Annotated in this window: 7 protein-coding genes (1 of these 7 running past the window's edge); all 7 read right to left on the bottom strand. The window is 73.5% G+C overall.

Going from position 1 to position 23,633, the window contains the following annotated elements; genetic code table 11:
* Tightly spaced (each overlapping or abutting the next), the 7 genes in view from ACYQ78_RS10635 to ACYQ78_RS10605 form a layout consistent with a single transcriptional unit that may run on beyond the window.
* A protein-coding gene (locus tag ACYQ78_RS10635) for an amino acid adenylation domain-containing protein (protein ID WP_459800597.1) crosses the window boundary here: on the bottom strand, positions 1 to 1,573 show its start. Its footprint begins 7,760 nt before the window's first position; the window shows 1,573 of its 9,333 coding nt (coding positions 1-1,573); the start codon lies at positions 1,571 to 1,573; the stop codon falls past the left edge of the window.
* Positions 1,570 to 7,899: an amino acid adenylation domain-containing protein gene (locus tag ACYQ78_RS10630; protein ID WP_459800596.1), complete on the bottom strand. Its 6,330-nt coding sequence runs from the start codon at positions 7,897 to 7,899 to the stop codon at positions 1,570 to 1,572. Before ACYQ78_RS10630 ends, ACYQ78_RS10635 begins: the two co-directional genes overlap by 4 nt.
* Positions 7,896 to 8,645, bottom strand: a complete 750-nt coding sequence (locus ACYQ78_RS10625) for a thioesterase II family protein (RefSeq protein ID WP_459800595.1) — start codon at positions 8,643 to 8,645, stop codon at positions 7,896 to 7,898. The genes ACYQ78_RS10630 and ACYQ78_RS10625 overlap by 4 nt, the downstream gene beginning before the upstream one ends.
* On the bottom strand, positions 8,638 to 14,601 hold the full coding sequence (locus ACYQ78_RS10620; protein WP_459800594.1) for an amino acid adenylation domain-containing protein: 5,964 nt from the start codon (positions 14,599 to 14,601) through the stop codon (positions 8,638 to 8,640). Before ACYQ78_RS10620 ends, ACYQ78_RS10625 begins: the two co-directional genes overlap by 8 nt.
* Positions 14,594 to 17,800: a non-ribosomal peptide synthetase gene (locus ACYQ78_RS10615; RefSeq protein WP_459800593.1), complete on the bottom strand. Its 3,207-nt coding sequence runs from the start codon at positions 17,798 to 17,800 to the stop codon at positions 14,594 to 14,596. The genes ACYQ78_RS10620 and ACYQ78_RS10615 overlap by 8 nt, the downstream gene beginning before the upstream one ends.
* A complete protein-coding gene (locus ACYQ78_RS10610; protein WP_459800592.1) occupies positions 17,797 to 22,677 on the bottom strand; it encodes an amino acid adenylation domain-containing protein in 4,881 nt (1,626 codons plus the stop codon). Before ACYQ78_RS10610 ends, ACYQ78_RS10615 begins: the two co-directional genes overlap by 4 nt.
* Entirely contained in the window at positions 22,674 to 23,633 is a 960-nt protein-coding gene (locus tag ACYQ78_RS10605; protein ID WP_459800591.1) for an LLM class flavin-dependent oxidoreductase, read from the bottom strand. Before ACYQ78_RS10605 ends, ACYQ78_RS10610 begins: the two co-directional genes overlap by 4 nt.

Here is a 23,633-nt window from a genome sequence, read left to right as displayed (position 1 = left end):
TGAGGCGCTCGCTCCCCGCGACCAGGGCGATCCGATTTGGGCGCGAACGAGCTTGCCGCTCAAAACGCGCGACGATGTCGTGCGTGCGGTCATCGGATTCGGCCGCCCCCGGGATCGAGGTCGGCACGGTGTCCGGCTCTGGCGGGACTGCGTGGCCGTCCGGTTCCGGTCCTCCTGTGCTCCAGGTCAGCAGGGTGGCGCGGTCGGCGGGGGTCAGGATCGGGAGGTCGGCGATCCGTGCGCAGGGAGTGGCGGCGATCGCCGCCAGGAGGCGGGTCAGGCGGGTGGCCATCGCCTCCGCCGTCGGGTGGTCGAAGAGGTCGGTGGCGTATTCGACGACGCCGGTGAGTGCGCCGTCGGACTGCCTGCGCAAGGTGAGCTGGAGGTCGAACTTGGCGCTCACCGAGGCCAGGGGCAGCACCTCGACGGGGGCCGGTTCGCCCTCGGGGTCCTCCTCGTAGGCGAAGACGTGCTGGAACAGGGGGTTCCTGGTCAGGTCGCGGCCGGGTTCGAGGTCGGCGGCCAGCCGTTCGAAGGGGACGTCCTGATGCGCGAACGCGCCTAACGCGGTCTGCCGAACGCGGTCGAGCAGGTCGCCGAAGGTCGGGTTCCCGGTCAGGTCCAGGCGCATGACCAGCATGTTCACGAAGCAGCCGACCACATCGGCCACCTCGGGGGTGTTCCGCCCGGCCACCGGGGTGCCGACGGCGACGTCGAGCCGTCCGGCGTGGCGGCCGAGCAGCAGTGCCCAGGCCGCGAGCAGGGTCATGTAGGGCGTCGCGCCCCGGCTCCGCCCGTACGCCGCCACCGATTCCGCCACCTCGGCGGGCACCCCGAACAGGGCCATGCCACCGGCGGTGCCGCGCACGGCGGGGCGGGGGCGGTCGGTGGGCACCTCCAGGGGCGACAGGTCGGCCAGGCGCTCCCGCCAGTAGTCGAGTTCCGGGCCCGCCGCCGGGCGGGACGCCTGCCAGGCGGCGACGTCGGCGTACTGCACGCGCGGGCGCGGCGGCAGCTCCCCTCCCGCCAGCAACGCGAGCAGCTCACGGGAGATGATCTCCAGCGAGATCCCGTCACAGGCGATGTGGTGGACGGCCAGCACCACCACGCATCCGCCGCCTTCGACCTCGACGAGCGCGGCACGCCAGACCGGCCCGCCGGCCAGGTCGAATGGGCGCCACACGAGGTCGGCCACCACCCCGTCGACCTCCTCGGGCGCGGCGGTGAGCACGGTCAGTTTCACGGTCGACGGCGCGTCCACGACCTGGCGGGGCTCGTCGTCGCCGGGGACGAACCGGGTGCGCAGGGCCTCGTGCCGGGCGGCCAGTTCCGACAGGCACTCCCGCAGCCGGGCGGCGGGCACCCGGTCGGCGAAGCGCAGCACCAGGGGCACCACGTAGGCGACGCCGTCCGGTTCGAGGCGGTCAAGGAACCAGAGGCGCCGTTGCGCGGGCGACAGCGGCAGCGGGCCCGATCGGTCGGCCAGGGGCAGCCTCGCAGATGTGCCGCGTGCCCCGGCGAGCCGGCGGCGCAGCAGCTCCCGCCGCTTCTCGGCGGCCGTGTCATGCGTCATGTCTGGCTCCGTCCGCTGTCTTCGGTGAGGAGGCGGTCGACCTCGGAGTCGGTGAGGTCGTCGATCTGGGCGGACAGGGCGGTCTCGACGGCCTCGGCCAGGGTGGCGACGGTGGTCGCCTCGAACAGGGCGCGCAGGGGGAGGTCGACGTCGAACTCCTCGGCCAGGCGGTGCTGGACCCGCACGGCCAGCAGGGAGTGGCCGCCGAGGGCGTAGAAGTCCTGGTGGGCGCCGGGTTCGACACCGAGCAGCTCGGCCCAGACGGCGGCGACGCGTTCCTCGGCGACGCCCTCCGGCGGGCGGTCGCCCTCGACGGCGGCCGGGCCGGGGGCCGGGAGCGCCGACCGGTCGAGCTTGCCGTTGCGGCCGACCGGCAGCCGGTCGAGCCCGATCCAGACGGCCGGGACGAGCGCGGCGGGCAGCCGCCGGGCGCAGTGGGCGACGATGTCGTGGTCGTGGGGCGGCTGTCCGGTCGGGACGTAGTAGCCGACCAGGCGGTCTCCGGCGACGGTCACCACGGCCTCGCGCACCTCCGGCAACGTGGTCGCGACCGCGGCGATCTCGCCGGGCTCGATTCGTACACCACGGAGTTTGACCTGGTCGTCGGCGCGGCCCAGGAATTCCAGGACGCCGTCACGGGTCCAGCGGGCCAGGTCCCCCGTGTGGTAGAGCCGCTCGCCGGGCCGGTCGGGGTCGGGGGTGAAGCGGTCCGCGGTCAGGCCGGGGCGGTTGACGTAGCCGCGCGCGGTGCCGATGCCGCCCGCCAGCAGATGTCCGGGCACGCCGATGGGGGCGCGGCGGCCCTGGGAGTCGACGACCACGACGCGCATGCCGTCGATGGGGGCGCCGATCGGCACCGGATCGGCCTGACCTGGGGAAACCTCGATCGCCGTGACGTCGACGGAGAGTTCGGTGGGGCCGTACAGGTTGTGGAGCCGGGCGCGCGGTGCGGCGGCGTGGAACGCCCGCGCGGCCGACGCGGTCAGCGCCTCACCGCTCGCGAACACCTCCCGCACACAGTCCGGGACGGCCGGGACGACGGCGAGGAACGCCTCCAGCATCGACGGGACGAAGTGCAGATGCGTGACCCCCTCGCCGGCGATCACCTCGGCGAGGGCGCGGGGGTCGCGGTGCGCACCGGGCGGGGCGGCGACCAGCGTCGCGCCGGTGATCAGCGGCCAGAAGAACTCCCACACCGACACGTCGAACGTGGCCGGGGTCTTCTGCAGGACCCTGTCTCCGGCACGGAGCCCATAGCGGCGCTGCATCCAGCGGATCCGGTTGACGATCCCGGCGTGCTCGATCATCACGCCCTTCGGCGTGCCGGTCGACCCGGAGGTGTAGATGACGTAGGCGAGATCCCCGGGCCCGGCCTGGTCCCCCTCGATCTCCGGGCCGCTCTCGCCGGTCGGCGCCAGCAGCGGGACGACCGAGGGGAGCCGGTCGGGGAACACGGTGACCACGGCGGCGGCGTCGGTGTCGGCGACCAGCCAGGCCAGCCGCTCGCGCGGGTCGTCGGGGTCGAGCGGCAGATAGGCGGCCCCCGCCTTCAGCACCGCCAGCAGCGCCACGACCAGCTCGGGCCCGCGCTCCAGGCAGACCCCCACCACGTCACCCCGCCGGGTCCCCGCCGCCCGCAACCGCGCCGCCAGCTTCGCCGCCCGCTCTTCCAGCTCTCCGTACGTGAGCCCGGCGGCACCCGGCGCGGTCACGGCGAGCGCGCCGGGAGTGGCGGCGGCCTGAGCGGCGACCAGATCGTGAAGCGTGCCGGGCGCGCCCTTGGGACCACCCGACTCGTAGCCCGACAGGGCCGCGCTCTCACCCGGCGGAAGCAGGTCGGCGTTCCCCGTGGGGGTGGCCAGGGCGGTGACGAGGCACGTGAAGCGGTCGGCGAAGGCGGTGATCGTGGCCGGGTCGAAGAGGGCGGTGGCGTATTCGAAACGGCAGGTCAGGGTGCCGTTCCTGGACAGGTGGGCCATCAGCGTCAGGTCGGCCTTGGCGGTGTGCCAGGCGGTCAGGGACCCCTCGTCACCCGACCACGGGTCGTCGTCGCCGGTCTGGAGGTCGAACAGGACGTCGGTGATCGGGAGGCGGGACATGTCGCGGTCGGGGCGCAGTTCGTCCACCAGGAGCTCGAAGGGGAGGTCGCGGTGGGCGAAGGCGTCGAGGGCGGTCTCCCGGATGCGGGTGAGGAGGGCGTCGAAGCCGGGGTCGCCCGACAGGTCGGCGCGCAGGACGAGCGTGTTGACGAAGAAGCCCAGCACGTCGTCGAGCTCCGGCCGGTCCCGCCCGTCGACGGGGACGCCGATCGGCAGGTCGGTGCGGCCGGTGTGCCGCGTCAGGAACACCGCGAAAGCGGCCAGTACCGTCATGAACGCCGTCGCTCCGGCCCGGCGGCCCCGGTCGAGCAGGCCGAGCGCGGGGACCGAGAACGCGTGCATGGCGCCGCGCGCGTCGCGGATCGGCGGGCGGGGGCGGTCGGAGGGGAGGTCGAGCGGGGTGAGCCCGGCCAGGCGGTCCTTCCAGTGGGCGACCAGCCTGTCCCGGTAAGCCCCGGTGAGGGTGCGGCGCTGCCATTCGGCGAAGTCGGGGTAGCCGAGCCGGGGGGCCGCCGGGTCGCCGCTGAGCGCCCTGGCCAGAACCCGCATCGAGCGGGCGTCGCAGGCGATGTGGTGGACGGTCACCAGCAGCAGGTCGGCCCCGTCGGGCACGTGCACCAGCAACGCCCGCCACACCGGGCCGCGTTCGAGGTCGAACCCGCGCTCCAGCTCGGCGGCCATCAGTGCGGTCACCTCGGCGGCGGAGGTGGCCGACGCCTCTTCCAGGAGGACGGCCGGTTCGTCGTCCACGATCGCGTAGGGGTCGCCGGCGCCGGGGGCGTAGCGGGTGCGGAGGATGTCGTGGGCGCGGGCGACGTCCAGGAGACGTTCGCGGGTGGCCTCCCAGGTGCCCGGCGCGGGGACGACCAGCGGGACGACATATTCGGCCGAGCCGGGGCGCAGGCGGTCGAGGAACCACAGGCGGCGCTGGCCGAACGAGAGCGGGAGCCGTCCGGTGCGCGGCACCGGGACCAGCGGCGGCGGGGCCTGGCGGGCCGGGCCGTCGAGGTAGGCGGCCTGGTCGCGGACCGTCGTTCGGGTGAACAGTTCCGGGAGCGGTACGGCCCGGCCGGTGGTCTCCGCGAGGCGGGCGGCCAGGCGGGCGAGCAGCAGCGAGTGGCCGCCGAGGCGGAAGAAGTCGTCTTCCAGGGCGACGGTGCCGGGGTCGAGGGTGAGCAGGGTCGTCCAGACCGAGGCGACGGTCTTCTCGGTGGCGGTTCTCGGTGGGGTGCGGGGGCCGTCGTCGACGGTCACCGGCAGGGCGGCGACGGCGAGGCGGTCGATCTTGCCGCTGGTGGTGCGGGGGAAGGAGGGCAGTTCGACGATCGCGGCGGGGATCATCGCCTCGGGGAGACGGGCTCTGACCGCTTCGCGGAGGGCGTCCACGACTAGGGGGCCGGTGCGTGCGGTGACGTGGGCGACCAACTGGATCCCGCCCGACGGCATTGTCCGGGTGGTCACGACGGCCGCGCCGACCTCGGGGCAGGCGGCCAGTGCCGCTTCGATCTCGGCGGGCTCTACTCGTACACCATTGATCTTGATCTGGTCGTCGGTGCGGCCGAGGAACTCCAGGACCCCCGCGCCGGTCCATCGGGCCAGGTCACCCGTGCGGTAGAGGCGGGAGCCCGGCGGGCCGTGGGGGTCGGGGACGAAGCGTTCGGCGGTGAGCGCCGGGCGGGCGAGGTAGCCGCGGGCGACTCCGGCGCCGCCGGCCATCAGTTCGCCCACCACGCCCTCGGGCACCCGTTCGCCGTCGGACAGGACGCGGATGCGCAGGCCGCCGATGGGGCGTCCGATCGGGATCGGGCCGGTCTCGCGGCCGACCTCGTGGGCGGTGACGTCGATCGAGCACTCGGTGGGGCCGTAGGTGTTGACGATCCTGGCCGGGCTGAGCTCGCGCAGGCGGGCGCACAGGTCGGCGTGCAGGGGTTCGCCCGCGCAGAACAGCAGGCGGAGGGCGCGGTTGCGCTCCCAGCCGGGCTCCTCGACCAGCAGCCGCAGCAGCGCCGGGACGACCTGGAGCACCGTCACGTCATGATCGCCCACGGCCGCGACGATCGCACCGGGGTCGCGTTCGGCGCCCTCGGGGGCCAGCACGACCGTGCCACCGGAGACCAGTGGCGCGAAGAACTCCCAGCCTGCCGCGTCGAAGGTCAGCGGCGTCTTCTGCAGGACGCGGTCACCGGCGTGGAAACCGTGCTCGGCGACGGTCCAGAGCACCCGGTTGGCGATCCCAGCGTGGCTGATCACGACACCCTTGGGGCGGCCGGTGGAGCCGGAGGTGTACATGACGTAGGCGGCCCGGTCGGGGTCACCGGGTTCGGGCGTGAACACCCCCGGCAGAACGGTGTCGTCGGCGGAGACGGTGGTCAGGCCGTCGGGGAGGCGTCCGGCCAGGTCGGGCGTGGTGACCACGACCCGCACACCACAGTCGGCGGTGACCGTGGCCAGGCGGTCGCGGGGATGGGCGGGATCGAGGGGGACGTAGGCGCCGCCCGCCTTCCAGACAGCCAGGAGCGCGGCTGGGAGCGCGGCCCCTCGACGCAGGAAGACGCCCACGGGCGTTTCGGGACCGACCCCGGATTCGCGCAGGTGGTGGGCGATGGCGTCGGAGTCGTCTTCCAGCTCGGCATAGGTGCGCGGTCGGCACGCCCCGGCCACGGCCACCGCGTCCGGTGTGCGCCGGGCTTGCTCGGCGACCAGTTCGTGGAGCGCCTGGAAGCCACTGCCAGAAGTGGCCGATTTGCTCATGTGAAGGTGATTTGTCGCGACAGGCATCACGACCTGGCTGTCATAAGGGGTGCCCTGCTCGTAGGCGGCCAGACGCCGGTCCTCGTCCGGACTGGTCATGGCCACTCGGGCGATCGGGGCGTCGGGATCGGCGGCCAGGCCCGCGAGGAGGGTGCAGAAGTGGCCGCTCAGGCGGTCGATCGTCGCGGCGTCGAAGAGGTCGGTGGCGTATTCGAAGGTGAGGCGGATCGTCCCGGATTCTTCGATCATGTGCAGGGTCAGGTCGAGCTGCGACCCCCGATGGGTGAAGTCGAGTGGTAGCGACGACCCGATCGGCGGCAGCGCGCCCGCCTCGGCCGGCATGTTGTACGCGACCCGCACCAGCGGCGGCGCCGACCGGTCCCCGCCACCCGGATGGCCCAGCTCCCTCACGAGCCGCTCGAACGGCACGTCCTGGTGCGCCATCGCCCCCAGCAGGGCCGACTTGACCCGCTCGATCACCTGCCGGAACCCCGGTCCCCCACCCAGGTCGGCCCGGACGACGATCATGTTGCTGAACATGCCGACGAGAGGGTGCAGCTCCGGCTCGGTCCGCCCCGACACGAACGCCCCGACCGACACGTCCCCTACCCCGGTGTACCGATGCAGCAGCACACAGAACGCCGCGAGCACGGTCATGTACGGCGTGGCCCCCGCCACCCGCCCGATCCCGGTCAGCGAAGCCACCAGCGCCGGATCCAGCACCACCTGGAGCGAGTCGCCCCGATACGTCGGCCGGGCCGGTCGCCGCCGGTCGGCGGGCAGGTCGAGCGGTTCGAGCCCGGCCAGCCGCTCCGTCCAGTAGGCCAGCCCCTTGTCCTGCTCGGCCACCCCTGCCCCGCGCTGCCAGGCGGCGAAGTCGGCGTACCCGACGGGAAGGTCCGGCTCGTCGAACCCGGCCAGCTCGCGCAGGATCAGCGTCAGGGAGGTGCCGTCGACGGCGATGTGGTGGGCGGCGATGACGAGCACGTGGTCGGCCGGTCCCAGTTTGACCAGTTCGACCCGCCACAGCGGTGCCCGGTCGAGGCGGTAGGGCCGCATCCCGGTCTCGTACGCGTGCCGGAACGCCATCTCCTCCGCCTGCCCGGCGGCCACCCCCGACAGGTCGACCAGCGGGATGTCGACCGGCACCTGCTCGGCGACGTGCAGGAACGGCTCCCCGGCGACCTCGGTGACCGACATCCGCATCGCGTCGTGCCGCCCGACGATCACCGCCAGGCGCCGGGTCAGCTCCTCGCGGTCGACGTCCATCGGCAGCCGCCCGGCGATGACCAGGTTGAACAACGGCAGTTCCCCGGCCAGCCGGTCCATCAGCCAGACGCGCGCCTGGGCGTACGAGAGAGGAACGGGGCCCGTCCCGGAACGGCGCGGTACCCGGGGCGGAGGCGGACCGGCCGAACCGGCGGCGAGCCGGGCGAGCAGCCGCCGCTTGACATCCGACATCGGGGGCGAGGTCATCGGAGCACCGCCAGATCGGCGGCGACGCCCTGGGCGATCGCCCTGCGGTCGGCGGTGAAGAACCCGTGGCCGCCGGGGTAGACGCGCAGCGTGAAGGTGCCCGAGGTGGCGGCCCGCCAGCCCTGGAGCTCCTCCACGGTCACGCTCGGGTCGGTGTCGCCGCCGTACACCGAGATCGGGATCGGCAGCGGCGGCCGGGCCCGGTGCCGCCACGTTTCCAGCACCTCGTAGTCGGCCCGCACCCCCGGCTCGAACATGCCGAACAGGGCGGGGTCGGCGAGGATCGCGTCGGGCACGATGCCCAGCCCTTTCAGGTGCCCGGCGAGCTGGTCGGAGGGCAGTGTGTGAACCATCGTGGGCTCGACCAGCGCGGGCGCCGGGAACGCGCACACCGCCAGCAGCTCGGGCGGTCGCCGGTCGGCCGCGATCAGGTGATCGGCCAGCTCATAGGCGGTGAGCGCGCCCGAGCAGTAGCCGAGCAGCGCATAGGGGCGGTCGACGACGGTGGCCAGCGCGTCGGCCAGCACCGGGACCAGTTCCGACAGCCGCGTGTGCGGCCGCTCCCGCAGGCGGCTCTCCCGGCCGGGCAGCCGGATGCCGCACAGGTCGACGCCCGAGGGCAGGTCGGCGGCCCAGTCGCGGAAGGCGGCGGCGCCCGCGCCCGCGTGCGGCAGGCACACCAGGGTCACGTCGCCGTCGGCCGCCGGGCGCAGCCGGGCCAGCCACGGGTTCCTCGGATCACTCATGCGGTCCTCCCGTGAGCTGCGGGGACATGCTCATGGCGTGCACGGTCGGATGGTCGAACAACCAGCTCAGCGGCAGCTCCACCGACAGCTCGGCGGCCAGCTTCCCGACCAGGACGGGCGCCAGCAGGCTGTGGCCGCCGACGTCGAAGAAGTCGTCGTGCGGCCCGACCTCGCGCCCGAGCTCCTCGGCCCAGATCGCGGCGATCCGCCGCTCCAGCCCGTTCATCGGCGCCGTCTCCGGTTCGATCTCGATCGGGTACGCCGCCAGCACCCGCCGGTCGATCTTCCCGGTGGCCGTCCGGGGCAGCGCGTCGTGGACGGCGATCCGGGCCGGCACCAGATGCGCGGGCAGCCGCCCGGCCAGCTCCCGCCGCAGCTCGACGGGCTCACGCGACCCGACGACATGCCCGACCAGCTCGCCCCCGGCCGCCACGACGGCGGCCTGCCGGACGCCCGCGAGCTCCTCCAGCGCCGCCTCGACCTCGCCGGGCTCGACCCTGGCGCCTCTGATCTTGACCTGGTGGTCGGTCCGCCCCAGCACCTCGAACCGCCCGTCGGCCCTGAGTCTGGCCAGGTCACCGGTCCGGTAGAGCCGCTCGCCACCTTCTGCGGGCACGAACCGCTCGGCGGTCAGCCCCGGCTTGTGCAGGTAGCCGCGCGCCAAGGCCCGCCCGCCGATGTAGAGCTCGCCAGGGAATCCGTCAGGAACCGGCCGCAGCCCCTCGTCCAGGATCACCGCCCGTACTCCGTCGATCGGCCGCCCGACCGGAACTCCGGGCGACAGCCCCGAGGCAGGTTCGCGCGGGTCGGGGGAGCCGTCGGGGCAGAGGGAGTCCCAGGCCTCGGAGGATCCATAGAGGTTGAGCAGCAGCCGCCCCGGCAGCAGGTCGGCGAACAGCCGGGCGACGTCACGCGTCAGCGGCTCGCCGCTGCTCACCCACGTGGTCAGCTTCGGCAGCCGTCCGGCCAGATCGGGCACCGACCGCAGCAGCACCCGCAGCAGCGACGGCACGATCAGCACCCGCGACACCCCCGCGTCGGCCAGCTCGCCGACCAGGGCCACCGGGTCACGCACCGCCTCCGGGCTCAGCACGACGCTCGGCATCCCGCCGGTCAGCGGCCCGAGCAGCTCCCACAGAGAGTCGACGAACGCGATCGGCGTCTTCACACACGACACCTCACCGGCCGCGAACGGCACCGCCCGCCGCATCCAGGTCAGCCGGTTGAGCAGCGACCTCCCGGTGAGCGCCACGCCCTTCGGCCGCCCGGTCGACCCGGAGGTGAAGATGACACAGGCGACGTTCTCGGGATCGGCCGGAGTGATCGCCGCATCGGACCTCTCGTCGCCGACCTCGGTGATCACCAGCAGCGCGCCCGCGTCGTCGGCCAGCGCCGCGAGCCGCTCGGCCGGGTGGGCGGGATCGAGGGGGAGATAGGCCGCACCCGCGTACAGAACCCCCACGACCGCGATCGGCAGCTCCAGTCCGGGCGCCAGCCGGACCCCGACCACCGTCTCCGCGCCCGCACCCCGGGCGCGCAGGCGCTCGGCCACCGCGCGGGCCCGGCGATCCAGCTCCCGGTACGTCAGCACGCCCGCCCCCGCCCGGAAGGCGACGGCGTCCGGGGTCCGGGCGGCCTGCGCGGCGATCACCTCGGCCGGTCCGCGCTCGGCGTGAAGGGAGATCTCGGCCACCGGCAGCGTGGGATCGGCGGTTCCCTGGCCGAGAACCCGGTCCAGAGCGGTGACCACGCTCTCGACGGTCGCGCGGTCGAACAGCTCCGTGGAGTACTCCGCGAACCCGGTCATCCCGCCGTCCGGTTCGGGCCAGAGCTGGAGCGACAGGTCGAACGCCGACGTCGTGACCGGCACCGGGACCGCCTCGATCCGCACCCCGGGAGCGAGCTCGACCGGCGCCTCCGGCGTGTTCTGCACCACCACCGCGACCTGCACGAACGGCGTGACCCCCGCGGCACGCGGCGGCGCGACCTCCTCCACGACCCGGTCGAACGGCACCCCCTGATGGGCCAGCGCCGCCACCGTGACGGCCTTCGACCGGGCCAGCACCTCACCGAACCCGGGATCGCCCGACAGATCCGTCCGCAGTGCGACGGTGTTGACGAAGAACCCGACCAGCTCCTCCAGTTCGGGCGCGGCCCGATCGGTGGTGAACGTGCCCACCACGACATCCGAGGTCCGGCAGGCCCGCGCCAGCACCACGTTCAGCCCGGCCAGCACCCCCATGAACGGCGTCGCCCCGGCCCGCCGGAACGCCGCGACGACCCGGGCCGGGATCCTGACCGGCACCCGGTCGGCCGCCCAGGTCCGCCGGGCCGGACGGGCCCCGTCGAGCGGCAGGTCGAGCACCGGCGGCGCGTCGCGCAGCGTCTCGCGCCAGAAGTCGAGGGCTTCGGGGGAGACGCCCGACTCGTGCTCCCACACGGCGAAGTCGGCGAACCCCGCCGTCAGCGGGGGCAGGTCGCGACCGGCGTAGAGGGCGGCCAGGTCGTCCAGGAAGACCGACCCCGACCAGCCGTCGAACACGATGTGGTGCACCCCCACGACCAGGGTGTTCTCCGGCTCGACCAGCCAGAACCGGGCCACCGGCCCGGCCGCCAGGTCGACCCCGGCGGCGGCCCGTGCCAGCACCGGCTCGACCGGGCCGTGCACCCGCTCGACCGTGACCGGCGCGGGCGGGTCGACGACCATGACGGGCTCGCCGTCCACCTCGATGAACCGCGACCGCAGCGCCTCCTGCCGCGCCACCACCCCCGACACCGCCGCCACCAGCCGGTCGACGTCCACCTCACCGGAGAGCCGCAGCGCCAGCACGACCTCGTACTCCCGCGCGCCCCCGGCCAATCGGTCGACGAACCACAGCCGCCGCTGCCCCGGCGAGACCGGCACGGTTCCGTTGTGCGCGGCCCGCGCCAGCGCCGGACGCCCCCTGGTCACCGAGTCGGCCGCCGTCAACCGGTCCTGGACGAGATCGGCCAGCGCCGCCACGGTCGGCGTCGCCAGGAAGTCGGCCAGCGGCACCTCGCAGGAGAAGGTCTTGCGCACCCGGGCGAGGAGACGGCTGGCCAGCAGGCTGTGCCCGCCGACGTCGAAGAAGTGGTCGTGCGCGCCGATCCGGTCGAGGCCGAGCAGGGTGGTCCAGAGCTCGGCCAGCGCCCGCTGCACATGCCCGCGCGGCGGCGCGTAGCCGTCGAGCGCGGGCCGTTCGGAGGCTGGGCGGGGGAGCGCGGCCCTGTCGACCTTGCCGTTGGGGCTGACCGGCAGCGCCGCCAGCGTGACGACGAGCGCCGGGACCATGTAGTCGGGCAGTTCCTCGCGGCAGTGGCGCAGGATCTCGGCGAGCGAGGGCCCGTCACCGTGCGGCACGACGTAGGCGATCACCCGGCGGTCGCCGTCGTGCTCGGGGGCGATGACGACGACGTCCCTGATGCCGGGATGGCGACGGAGAACCTGCTCGATCTCCTCCAGCTCGACCCGGAACCCGCGGATCTTGACCTGCTGGTCTGCCCGGCCGAGGAACTCGATGAGCCCGTCTCCCCGGCGTCTCACCAGGTCACCGGTTCGGTAGAGGCGCCCGCCGCCTTCCGCGGGCACGAAGCGTTCGGCGGTGAGGGCGGGCCTGCCGAGGTAACCGCGCGCCAGCCCGGCGCCCGACACGAGCAGCTCGCCGATGACGCCCGGGGGGACCGGGGTCAGGTCGGGCCCGACGATGTGCGTCCCGGTGAACGGGAGCGCGGTCCCGATCGGAACGCGGCCGGAGTGGTGGCGCGGGATGGCGTGGGTGGTGGTGAAGATCGTGGCCTCGGTGGGGCCGTAGCCGTTCATGACCTGGCCGTTGGGGACCAGCGCGGCGGCCCGGGTGACGTGGTCGGCCGAGAGCTGGTCGCCGCCCGCGATCAGGTGCCGCACGGTCGGAAAGGGGCGTTCGGCGCAGTCGACGACGGCATGGAACAGCGCCGCCGTCAGCCAGGTGACCGTGACCGGCTCGTCGGCGAGGAAGGTCGCCACGCGTTCGGGCAGCGCCTTGCCGGCCGGGAGGATCGCCAGCGTGTGGCCGTTGACGAGACAGCCGAACAGCTCCAGCACCGACACGTCGAAGGAGAGCGGCGTGGCCAGCATGAACACCTCGTGCGCGCCCAGCGGCAGCCACGCGGGTTCGTGCACCCGGCAGGCCACGGCGGAGTGCGCGACCCCGACGCCCTTCGGGCGCCCGGTTGAGCCGGAGGTGTAGATGACGTAGGCCAGGCTCTCGGGGTCGACGGGTGCGAGCACGGCCGGTTCGGCGTCGCCGGTGGGCGCGATCGCCGTCCCCGGCAGGTCGGTCCGGTCGGTGATCACGACCGTGGTGCCGGAGTCGGACAGCATGTAGGCCAGCCGCTCGGCCGGATAGTCGGCCTCCAGCGGCAGGTAGGCCGCCCCGGCGTGCAGCACCCCGAGCAGGGCGACCGGCACGTCGAGCGAGCGGGGCAGGCAGACGCCGACGATCGAACCCGGACCCACGCCTCGGGCGCGCAGGCGTCCGGCCAGGGCGCGGGCGCGCAGATCCAGTTCCCGGTACGTGAGCTCGGCCCCATCGCAGGTCGCGGCGGTGGCGTCCGGGGTGCGGGCCGCGACGTCGGCGACCAGGTCGTGGAGGCAGCGGGCCGTCGGCGGGTCGGCGGCCGGGGGGTCGGGTGTGGTCAGGGTGAGGTGGGAGATCGGGGTGGCCGGGTCGGCGGTGCCCTGGTCGAGGGCGTGCAGGAAGGCGGTGACGACACCGTCGGCGGTCGGGCGGTCGAACAACTCGGTGGCGTATTCGACGAACCCGGTCAGCCCTCCGTCTTCCGGCCAGACCTGGACGGACAGGTCGAAGGCCGCAACACGTACCGGAACCTTGACGGGCGTCGCCGTCACGCCGCCGCCGAGGCGCGTCTGCGGCTCGGGCACGTTCTGCAGCGCCACCGCGACCTGCACATACGGCGTGACCCCCGCCGCGCGCGGCGGCGCGAGCTCCTCGACGACCCGGTCGAACGGCACGTCCTGGTGCCCGAACGCGTCGAGCGCGGTGACCCGCGACCGCGCCACGACCTCACCGAACCCCGGGTCGCCCGACAGGTCGGTCCGCAGCGCGACCGTGTTGACGAAGAACCCGACCAGATCCTCCAGTTCGGGCAGCACCCGGTCGGAGGTGAGCGTGCCCACCACGACGTCGGGGGTGCCGCAGTAGCGGGCGACGACGACGTTGAGCGCGGCCAGCAGCCCCATGAACGTGGTCGCGCCGTGGTCGCGGCAGACGGTGGCCAGGCGTTCCGCGACGTCCGGGGTGATGGTGAGCGGGATGCGCTCGCCCGCGCCGGTCCGCCGCACCGGGCGCGGCCGGTCGAGCGGCAGGTCGAGCACGGCCGGGGCGCCGCGCAGAGTGTCCCGCCAGAAGGTGAGCCCGTCGGGGGACAGACCCGACTCGTGCTGCCAGACGGCGTAGTCGGCGAACCCCGCCGCCAGGTCACGCGGCTCCGCGCCCGAGTAGAGATCGGCCAGGTCGTCGACGAACACCGACGCCGACCAGCCGTCGAATACGATGTGATGCACCCCGACGACGAGCGTGTTCTCCGGCTCGACCAGCCAGAACCGGGCGATGGGACCGACCGACAGATCGACCCCGTTGGCCGCCTCGGCCAGCACCGGATCGAGATCGCCGCGCACCCGCTCGACGGCGACCGGCCCGGGCGGATCGACGATCATCACAGGCTCGCCGTCGACGGCCATGAACCGCGACCGCAGCGCCTCCTGCCGGGCGACGACCCCCGAGACGGCCTCGACCAGCCGGTCGACATCGAGGCTGCCGTGCAGCCGGAGGGCGAGCACGACGTTGTACTCCCGCGCGCCGCCCGCCAGCCGATCGACGAACCAGAGCCGCCGCTGCCCGCGCGAGACCGGGACGATCTTCGCTGTCTCAGTCACGTCCCACCCCCAGATCGCGCATGAGCTCCGCGAGCTCTCCGCTGTCCCCGACGGCCGCCCGGAGTGCGCCGGCCGTGTCGGTGCGTCGCCCGAACGACGGCGCGGTCTTGGCGGTGAGGCGGTCGACGGCGGCGGCGAGGTCGCCGAGACGGGGATGCCGGAAGATCAGGGTCATCGCGACCGCGACCCCGAAGTGACGGCGCAGCCGGGCCGCGACCTGGCCCGCGAGGAGCGAGTGGCCACCGAGCTGGAAGAAGTCGTCATCGGGACCGACGGTGTCGACGCCGAGGACGGCCCGCCAGACCTCCGCGACGGCGATCTGCGCTGCGCCGGTCAACGGGCGTGTGGCCACGGCTTGCTCGCGGGGTGGAGCCGGGAGGGCGGCGAGGTCGATCTTGCCGCTGCCGGTTCGGGGGAGCGCGTCCAGCCAGACGAACACGCTCGGAACGAGGTGGGGTGGTAACGCGTCGGCCAGGTGGTCGCGCAGCTCTTGCGCGTTTACAGGCGGCGATGCGCCGGCCAGGCGGCCCTGCGGCTCGTGCGCTTTTGCACGCGGCGACGCGCTGGTCAGGTGGGCATGCGGCTCGTGAGCCATTACGGGCCCCGACGCGTCGGCCAGGGGCGTGAGCGGTTCGTGCGCTTTGGCGGGTTCTCTGTGTGCGACGACATATCCGGCCAATTGGTCGCCCTGTACCGTGACGGCGGCGTCGGCGATGGCCGGGTGGCGGCGTAGCGCGGCTTCGGTTTCCAGCGGGTCGATGCGGAATCCGCGCAGGCTGAGCTGACGGTCGCGGCGGCCGAGGTGTTCCAGCGAGCCGTCCGGTCTCCGCCGCGCCAGGTCGCCTGTGCGGTAGAGACGCCGCCCTTGGACGAGGGGATGAGGGATGAACCGGGAGGCGGTCCGGCGGGGGTCGTCCCGGTAGCCACGGGCCAGACCCGCGCCGCCGATGTAGACCTCTCCCGGCACGCCGTCGGGGGCCGGTTCGAGAGCGGCATCCAGGACGTGGACTTCGGTTCCCGCGATGGCGTGACCGATGGTCGGGCGGGTGCGGTCGGGGAGGTCGTCCAGGAAGGCGGCGGTGGAGACCATGGAGGACTCGGTGACGCCGTACACGTGAACGAGCCTGACCCCCGGCGCGACGGCCCACGGCCGGAGCCGGGCGGGATCGGCGGGCTCGCTGCCGACCACCACCAGCCGGAGCGCCGAGGGCGGAGGCCCGTCGAGCGGGGGCAGCAGCGAGGTGGGCAGATGGGCGACCGTGACCCCGAGCCGGTCCAGGCCCGCGAGGAACGCGTCGGGTCCTTCGAGCATGTCGTCGGTACGCGGTACCAGCGTCGCCCCGGCGGCGAGACACGGGAAGATCTCCTCCGCACTGAGATCGAAGCTCAACGATCCCGACTGGAGCACCCTGTCCTCGGGCGACAGCCCGTAGAGCTCCAGGTGGGCGGCCACATAAGCGGCGAGCCCACCGTGCGTCACCTCGACCGCCTTCGGCTCCCCGGTCGACCCTGAGGTGAACATGACATAGGCGAGATCCATCGGCTCAATGGCAACCGCCGGGCTGATGGTGGCTGTGCGGTTCCCCGGGACGATCGAGCCACCCGCGCTGCCGCCGACGATGGCGGCGGGGCGGATCCGGGACAGCAGGTCCGCCAGCCGGGCATCGGGGAGCGCAGGGTCGAGGGGGAGATAGGCGGCTCCGGCACGATGAATACCGCAAATCCAGGCGATCGCCTCCGGTGACCGCTCCGCCACCAGGGCGACCACATCACCGCGCCCCACCCCACGTCGCGCCAACTCCCGTTGCACCCACGCGGCTCGGCCCATGAACTCCCGCCAGGTCAGCTCCCCAGCGGCAGGGGCATCCGGGTGCCTCAGAGCCGCCGCCTCGATCAACTCCGGAACGAGGGGCGATGCGGTCGAGGGGGTGGTCTGGGCGAGGCGGGTTCGGTCTGCTTTTGCGATGGCTGGCAGGTCGCGTAGGGCCAGGTCAGGGGTGGTGATCGCTGATTGGGTCAGGGTGGTCAGGCAGGTGGCGTAGGAGCGGGCGGTTTCCGCGTCGAAGAGGTCGGTGCTGTATTCGAGGACCGGGCCGCCGTCTCGGCCCAGGGTCAGGCTCAGGTCGAACAGGGACACGCCTCGGTCGGGGGCGGGGAGTGCCCTGGCGGTGATGCCCGGGAGGCGCAGCCGGTCGGACGAGGGGGGTTCGGCGTCGAGCATGACCTGGAAGATCGGGTGGCAGCCGGGTGCACGGTCCGGATTGAGGGTGTGGACGATCCGGTCGAACGGGACATCCGCGTGGTCGTGCAAGGCCAGGACGGCGGCTCCGGCCTGGTGCAGCAGGGTGCGGAAGGTCATCCGGGAGTTCACGGTGATCCGCAACGGCAGCGTGTTGGCGACACAGCCGACCAGACCTAAGGTCTCCGGGCGGTCGCGTCCGGCGTGGGTGGTGCCGATGACCAGGTCTTCCGCGCCGGTGAGGCGGTGGAGGAGCAGGGCGAAAGCGGCCAGAGCGCCCGCGAAGGGTGTCACCCGTTCCGACTCCGCCATGGCCGTGAGGCCAACAGGTAGTGGGGGGAGCGGCAGGAGCGCGCCTTGGAGGGTGCGGTCGGTGGGGCGGGTTCGGTCCGTGGGCAGGTCGAGGGCGGCAGGAGCACCCGTGAGGACATGCGCCCAGTGGGCCAGGCCCTCGTGCAGGCCGCCGTTGTCGCCCAGGTCGCGCTGCCAGATCGCGTAGTCCGCGTACTGAAGGGTCGGTTCGGCGAGTGGCTCGCCCCGATACGCGGCGCCGATCTCGTCGAGCAGGACACCGAGCGACCAGCCGTCGCAGACCGCGTGATGAGCGGTCAGCAGCCACACATGACGGTCGGCGCCGACCCGGACCAGCTCGCTGTGCACGACCGGCCCGCCCGCCAGGTCCAGCCGGACCTCGCTCGCCGTCTCCACGACGGGCGTCGGCAGGGTGAGGTGGTCGGCGATGAGCTGGTGGGGGCGGCCGTCGATGGGACGCAGCGTCGTGCGCAGGGCTTCGTGCCGGCTCGCGGCCCGCTGCACCGCCGTCGCGAAGGCCGGCACGTCGAGTGGTCCGGTCAGTTCCACCGCCGTGTGTACGTAATGAGCACGCCCTCCCACCAGCCGTTCCGCCAGCCAGAGGCGTTCCTGTGCGTACGACGCGGGCACCGCCACCACCGACGTCATCGGGCCACCTCCCCGGCGTCGTCGAAGGCCGCCGCGTCCACCCGGTAGGCGCTCCGATCGGCCCGCCCCGGGCCCGCGGAGGGTCGCGCGGCGGCGGCCAGCCTCAGCGCGAGGGCGGCGACGCTGGGTGCGGCCAGCAGGTCACGGACCGACACGTGCCGCCCGAGCGCCTCCCGCAACCGGACGGCGGCCCGCGCCGCCAGCAGGCTGTGCCCGCCGAGCGCGAAGAAGTCGTCGAACGCGCCGACCTGCACCCCGCCGAGGACCTCGCCGAGGATCCCGGCGATCACCTGCTCGGCGGAGTCCCGGGGCGCGACATATTCGACCTTGCGGACCGGTGCGGTGGCGGCCAGCGCGGCTCGGTCGATCTTGCCGGTGGCCGTCCGGGGGAACGCTTCAAGAACCGTCACCGAGCCCGGCACCAGATGCGCCGGCAACCGCTCCCTGACCCAGCCGAGCAGGTCCACGCCCTCGGACCGGGTGAGCACGAAGGCCGCCAGCCGGGAAACCCGGCCCGATTCGTCGCGGGCGGGGACCACGACCGCGTCCCGCACTCCCGGTGCTCCCCGCAGCGCGGCCTCGACCTCGCCCGGTTCGACCCGGAAGCCACGCACCTTGACCTGGCGATCGTCCCGCCCGAGGAACTCGATGGCGCCGTCGGGGCGGAGGCGGCCCCGGTCGCCGGTGGCGTACAGGCGGGAACCGGGCGGGCCCGCCGGGTCGGGGCGGAACCGGTCGGCGGTGCGGGCCGGATCGCCGTGGTAGCCGCGGGCGAGCGTGGGGCCGGACAGGCAGATCGTCCCCGCGATCCCCGGCGGAACGGGGGACAGCGCCGCGTCGGTCACCCGCGCCCCGACGCCGGGCAGCCCCGAGCCGATCGGCAGCCAGCCTTCGACGGGAGGTCCGGCGGGCTCCCACAGGGTGCTGCCGACGGTGGCCTCGGTGACGCCGTACACATTGAGAACCCGGGTCGACGCCCCGGCGACCCGGACCAGCGCGGCGTGTTCGGCGGCGGTCCACGGCTCGCCACCGACGGCGATCAGCCGCATGAACCCGAGCGAGTCCCCAGCGGTCGCGCAGTGGTCGGCGAGCAAGCGGGCGACGGAGGGCAGCAGTTCGGCGTAGTGGACGTCGTGCTCCCGCAGCGCCCGATACAACGCGGCCGGATCGAGCACGACCTCGGGCGGACAGACCACGAGCGTCCCCCCGCTCGCCGCCGCCCGCACGATCTCCCCGGTACACACGTCGAACGCCGCCGACGCGACCTGCGCATGCCCTCCGGGCTCCAGCCGATACGCCTTTTCCCAGGCGGAATACTCGGCGGCGAGCCCCCCTCGCGTGCTCACGACCCGCTTGGGCTCCCCGGTCGACCCCGAGGTAGTGATCATGTACGCCGCCACCTCCGGACCGGGCACCACGACCGGCGGGGCGATGACCTCCAGATCCCAGTCCGGTACAACGACCCTCCGATCGCGATCCGGCGCGACGATTTTCCGGTCTCGGCCAGGCGCAACGACTCGGACTCGATCGGCGGGTGACGGCGGCTCGGCGGCCCACGTCGTCTCCAGACGGTCGCGGTGGAGCGCGGTCGTCAGGACCGTTTTGGCTCCTGCGGCCGACAGCAATTCCGCGATGCGCGCCGTGGGCCACGCAGGGTCGACCGGGAGGTAGGCGGCCCCGGACCGGAGTACCCCCAGGAAGAAGGCCGGCAGGTCGAGGCCCCGATCGACGCACACCCCCACGACATCCTCGGGCCCGATCCCCTCCAGCAGCCCCGCCACGACACCGGTCCGCCGATCGAGTTCCCGGTAGCTGAGCGAAGGACCTCCGGCGAGTTGGACCGCGATCCACTCGGGGGCCTCGGCCGCACGCCGGAGGAACAGGGTGACGACATCCTCGGCCAGGCCGGGCTCCGTGAGTCGGGCCGTCGACCGGGCGGCGGGAAGGCTCACCTCGGAGAAGCGGCCAGGTAGAGAAGGTTCGGTGAGGGGAGGTTCGGCCGTTGGGCGCCGCTCGGCGAGGGACAGTTCCTCTATCGGGGTCGTCTCGGTGAGGAGGGCCGACAGGAGGGTTGCGTACTGGGTGGCCAGGCGGGCGATGGTCGAGGGGTCGAACAGGTCGGCGCGGTATTCCCAGATCATCGTGATGCGGCGGTCGCGGTCGGCTTCCGGGAGGGTGCTCTGGCGTTCGGCCCGGGGGACCGCGAGGACCGACAGGTCAAGCTTGGCGGTGCCGTTGTGCCGCTCCAGGTAGCTCGCCGACACGTCGCCGAAGTCGAGTGGCCCGAGGGGCGCGTCGTCCATGTTGAACATGGCGGAGAAGAGGGGGTTGCGGCCGGGCACACGTACCGGAGACAGGGCTTCGACGACCCGGGTGAAGGGGAGTTCCTGGTTCTCCTGGGCGTCGCGCACCACCGCTGCGACCTGGGTCAACAGCTCCGAAGACGTCATCCCAGGGGGCAGGTCGAAGCGCAGGGTCACCGGGTTCACGAACATGCCGGCCGTCGCCTCGGTCCCGGGCACCCGCCGGTTGGCGAAGGCCGAGCCCACACAAAGGTCCCGCCGCCCACCGGCCCGATGCAGCAACGCCACATAAGCGGTCAGAAGGGTCGCGAACAGCGGCACTCCGGCGGCCCGGCTGGCGGAACGCGCGCGCTCGCACAGGTCCGCCGGGAGTTCGACCCGGTGGGTGCCGCCGGCGAAGGTGTGTTCGGCGGAGCGGGCGCGGTCCTGGGGCAGGTCGAGGGCGTCGTCGGCGCCGTTGAGGTGCTCCGTCCAGTACGCCCGTTGCCCGGCGGCGAGGTTGTCGCGCTGCCACCGCGCGAAGTCCCGGTAGCGCGCCCCGGAAGCGGAGACCGGTGCTCCCCGGTAGAAGGCCGCCAGGTCTTCGGCGAGCAGTGCGAACGACCAGCCGTCGTGGATCAGGTGATGTTCGACGAGCACCAGTTCGTGCAGGTCAGGGGCCAGCCGCAGCAATGTCCACCGGGCCAGCGGCAGCACCGACACGTCGAACGCCCGCCGCGACTCGGCCAGCACGACCGTCTCAGGGTCGACGGTCTCGACCACGGGGAGCCGCACCACATAGGGCGGGTGCACCCGCTGGAACGGCGTCCCGTCCGAGGAGGTCTCGATGGTCGTGCGGAGGATCTCGTGCCGTTCGACCAGCCGGGTGATGGCCGCAGAAAGTCGATCGGCGTCGAGCGGACCCTCGAACCGGAAGGTCGTCGGGGCGTTGTAGGCGATGTTTCCCGGTTCGAGCTGCTCCAGGAACCAGATCTGCTCCTGCATCAGGGACAGCGGCGCGCACACGTCGTCCACCACCGGAATCGGCGCGGCCGTCGACGGCCGGGAGGCCAGCAGGCGGGCGATCCCCGCGACGGTCGGAGCGGCGTAGAAGTCGCGCAGGGCGGGCTCGCAGCCGAACTCGGCGCGCAGTGCGGCGATCACCCGGATGGCGGCCAGCGAGGTCCCGCCCCGGCCGAAGAAGTCGTCGTCGGGCCCGACCGGTCCGGTGCCGAGCACTCGTTCCCACAGGGTCGCGACCCGACGGTGGACGTCGTCGTCCCACGAGGCCCGGAGCCCGGCCACGTCGACCTTCCCCGCCGCGGTCACCGGCAGCCGGTCGTGTACGTGCCACGCCGACGGCACCATCCACGCCGGCAGCCGTTCCGCGGCCCGGTCGCGCAACGATGCGACGTCCACGGAACCGGAGAGAAAAGCGATCAACCGGCCGTCGACCGCCGTGACCCGGCAGGAGGTGACCCCGGGATGCGCGCCGAGCACGGCCTCGACCTCGCCGGGTTCGACCCGATACCCGCTGATCTTGACCTGGTCGTCGGTCCGCCCGACGAACACCAGCCCGTCGGGGGAGTCCGTCACCAGGTCTCCGGTCCGGTACATGCGCGAACCGGGCGCCCCATCCGGATCCGGTACGAACCGCTCCGCCGTCGCCGCCGGACGCCCCAGATAGCCACGCGCCAGCTCGAAGCCCCCGACGTATAACTCCCCGTCCACGACCCGCAGCCGGCGCCGCCCGACCGCCCGCCCGATCGGCACCGCCGACCCCGGAGACCGGACGCGATGCGCACTCGCGGTGATCACCGCCTCGGTCGGCCCATAGGCGTTGACCAGGGAGTGCCCCGCCTCGACCCACCGCCGGGCCGCCTCGGCGGGCATGCGTTCGCCGCCGACCGTCAGCACGCGAGGGGCGGGCCCGTCGAGCGGTCCCGAGGTCAGTTCGGCGAACAGCGCGGCGGGCAGGTCGGCCACGGTCACCCCGGCCGCGAAGGCCGTGCGCACCTCCGCCGTCCCCCACGGTTCGGCCCCGCGCATGAGCACGGTCGCCCCGGCGGCCAGCCCGCAGAAGAGCTGTTCGACGAACACGTCCACGCCCTCCGGCGCGTACTGGAGCACGAGGTCGGCCCGCCGCAGGCGCAACCACCGCCGCATCGCCGCGACGTGCCCGGCCGCCGCCTCGTGCGGCACCACGACACCCTTCGGCTCCCCGGTCGACCCCGAGGTGTACACGACATAGGCGGAGGTCAGCGGGTCGACGTCGACCTCCTGGAAGGGGCCGCCGACCTCGGATTCCAAGGTCAGACGAGCCCCCGAGCCGTACGGCACGCCGACGGGGATCGCCAGGAAGGCCGCCCCCGCCCGCAGCACCCCGAGCAGGACCACCGGCAACCCGACCCCACGCGGCATCCGGACGGCCACCACGTCTTCCGGCCCGACGCCCTCCGAGCGCAGGAACCCCGCCACCGCCGCCGACCGGGCCAGGAGTTCGCCGTAGGTCAGAACGTCGTCGCCGCAGCGCACCGCCACCGCGTCCGGCTGGCGCCGGGCGCGGGCCACGATCGGCTCGTGGAGGGTCCTCACCGGTTCACCAGGGCTTCGACGGTACGAACGAACAGCGCCCGGTCGTTGTGGGCCGACGCCATCGGCGTGATGACCACCTGGGTCGCCCCGGCCTCGGCGTACCGGTCGGCCATCTCGGCCACGGCGCCCTCGTCGCCGAGCACGGCGATGCCGTCGAGCATCGCGTCGCCGACCTTTCCCGACGCGAGGTCGGCGCCGAAGCCGCTGCGCTCGTACATGGTCCGGTAGGTGGGCACCCGCGCGTAGGCCGCCAGGTAGCGCCGCAGCAGTTCACGGTCCCCGGCGAGGTCGGTGCTCACCGCTCCGGGCACCATCACGATCACCGGGAACCCGTCGAGCGACCGCCCGGCCCGCGCCAGCCCGCGCTTCAGGGCGGGCATCACGACCTCTCGCACGTACGGCGCCGTGCACATCCAGAGCATCAGCCCGTCGGCGCTCTCGCCCGCCAGCTCGGCCATGCGCGGCCCGAAGGCCCCCAGGTAGACGGGCAGGTCAGGGCGGCGCGCACCTGCGTACACCGCATGGGCCTTGAACCACGAACCCGTCTGGTAGACCTCCCCCTCGCGGATCAGGGACGTCACCACCGACAGGTACTCCCTCATGGAATCCACCGGCGGGCCCATCGGTACGCCGAGCATCCACTCGGCCGTCATCCGGTGCCCGCTGCCGACGCCCAGCGCGAACCGGCCGTCCGACAGTTCGTCGACCGTCAGCGCGGTCTGCGCCAGCGTCACCGGAGGGCGGGTGTAGAAGGGCAGCACGCCGGCGCCGAGGGTGACCCGGGACGTGACGACCGCGAGCGCGGCCAGCACCGCGGCGCTGTCACGCAGGCTGGGGAGCTGCACGAGCCAGACCGCGTCCACGCCGATCTTCTCGGCGAGGGCGGCCCGCTCCAGCATCTCGGCCACGGGCAGGTCCTGCCCGTGGATCACCACTCCGGTCCCCGGCGCGGGCAC

The organism is Herbidospora sp. RD11066 (genome assembly GCF_054661255.1).
The sequence above is the reverse complement of the archived record's forward strand: the minus strand, read 5'-3'. Positions and strand labels throughout refer to the sequence as shown.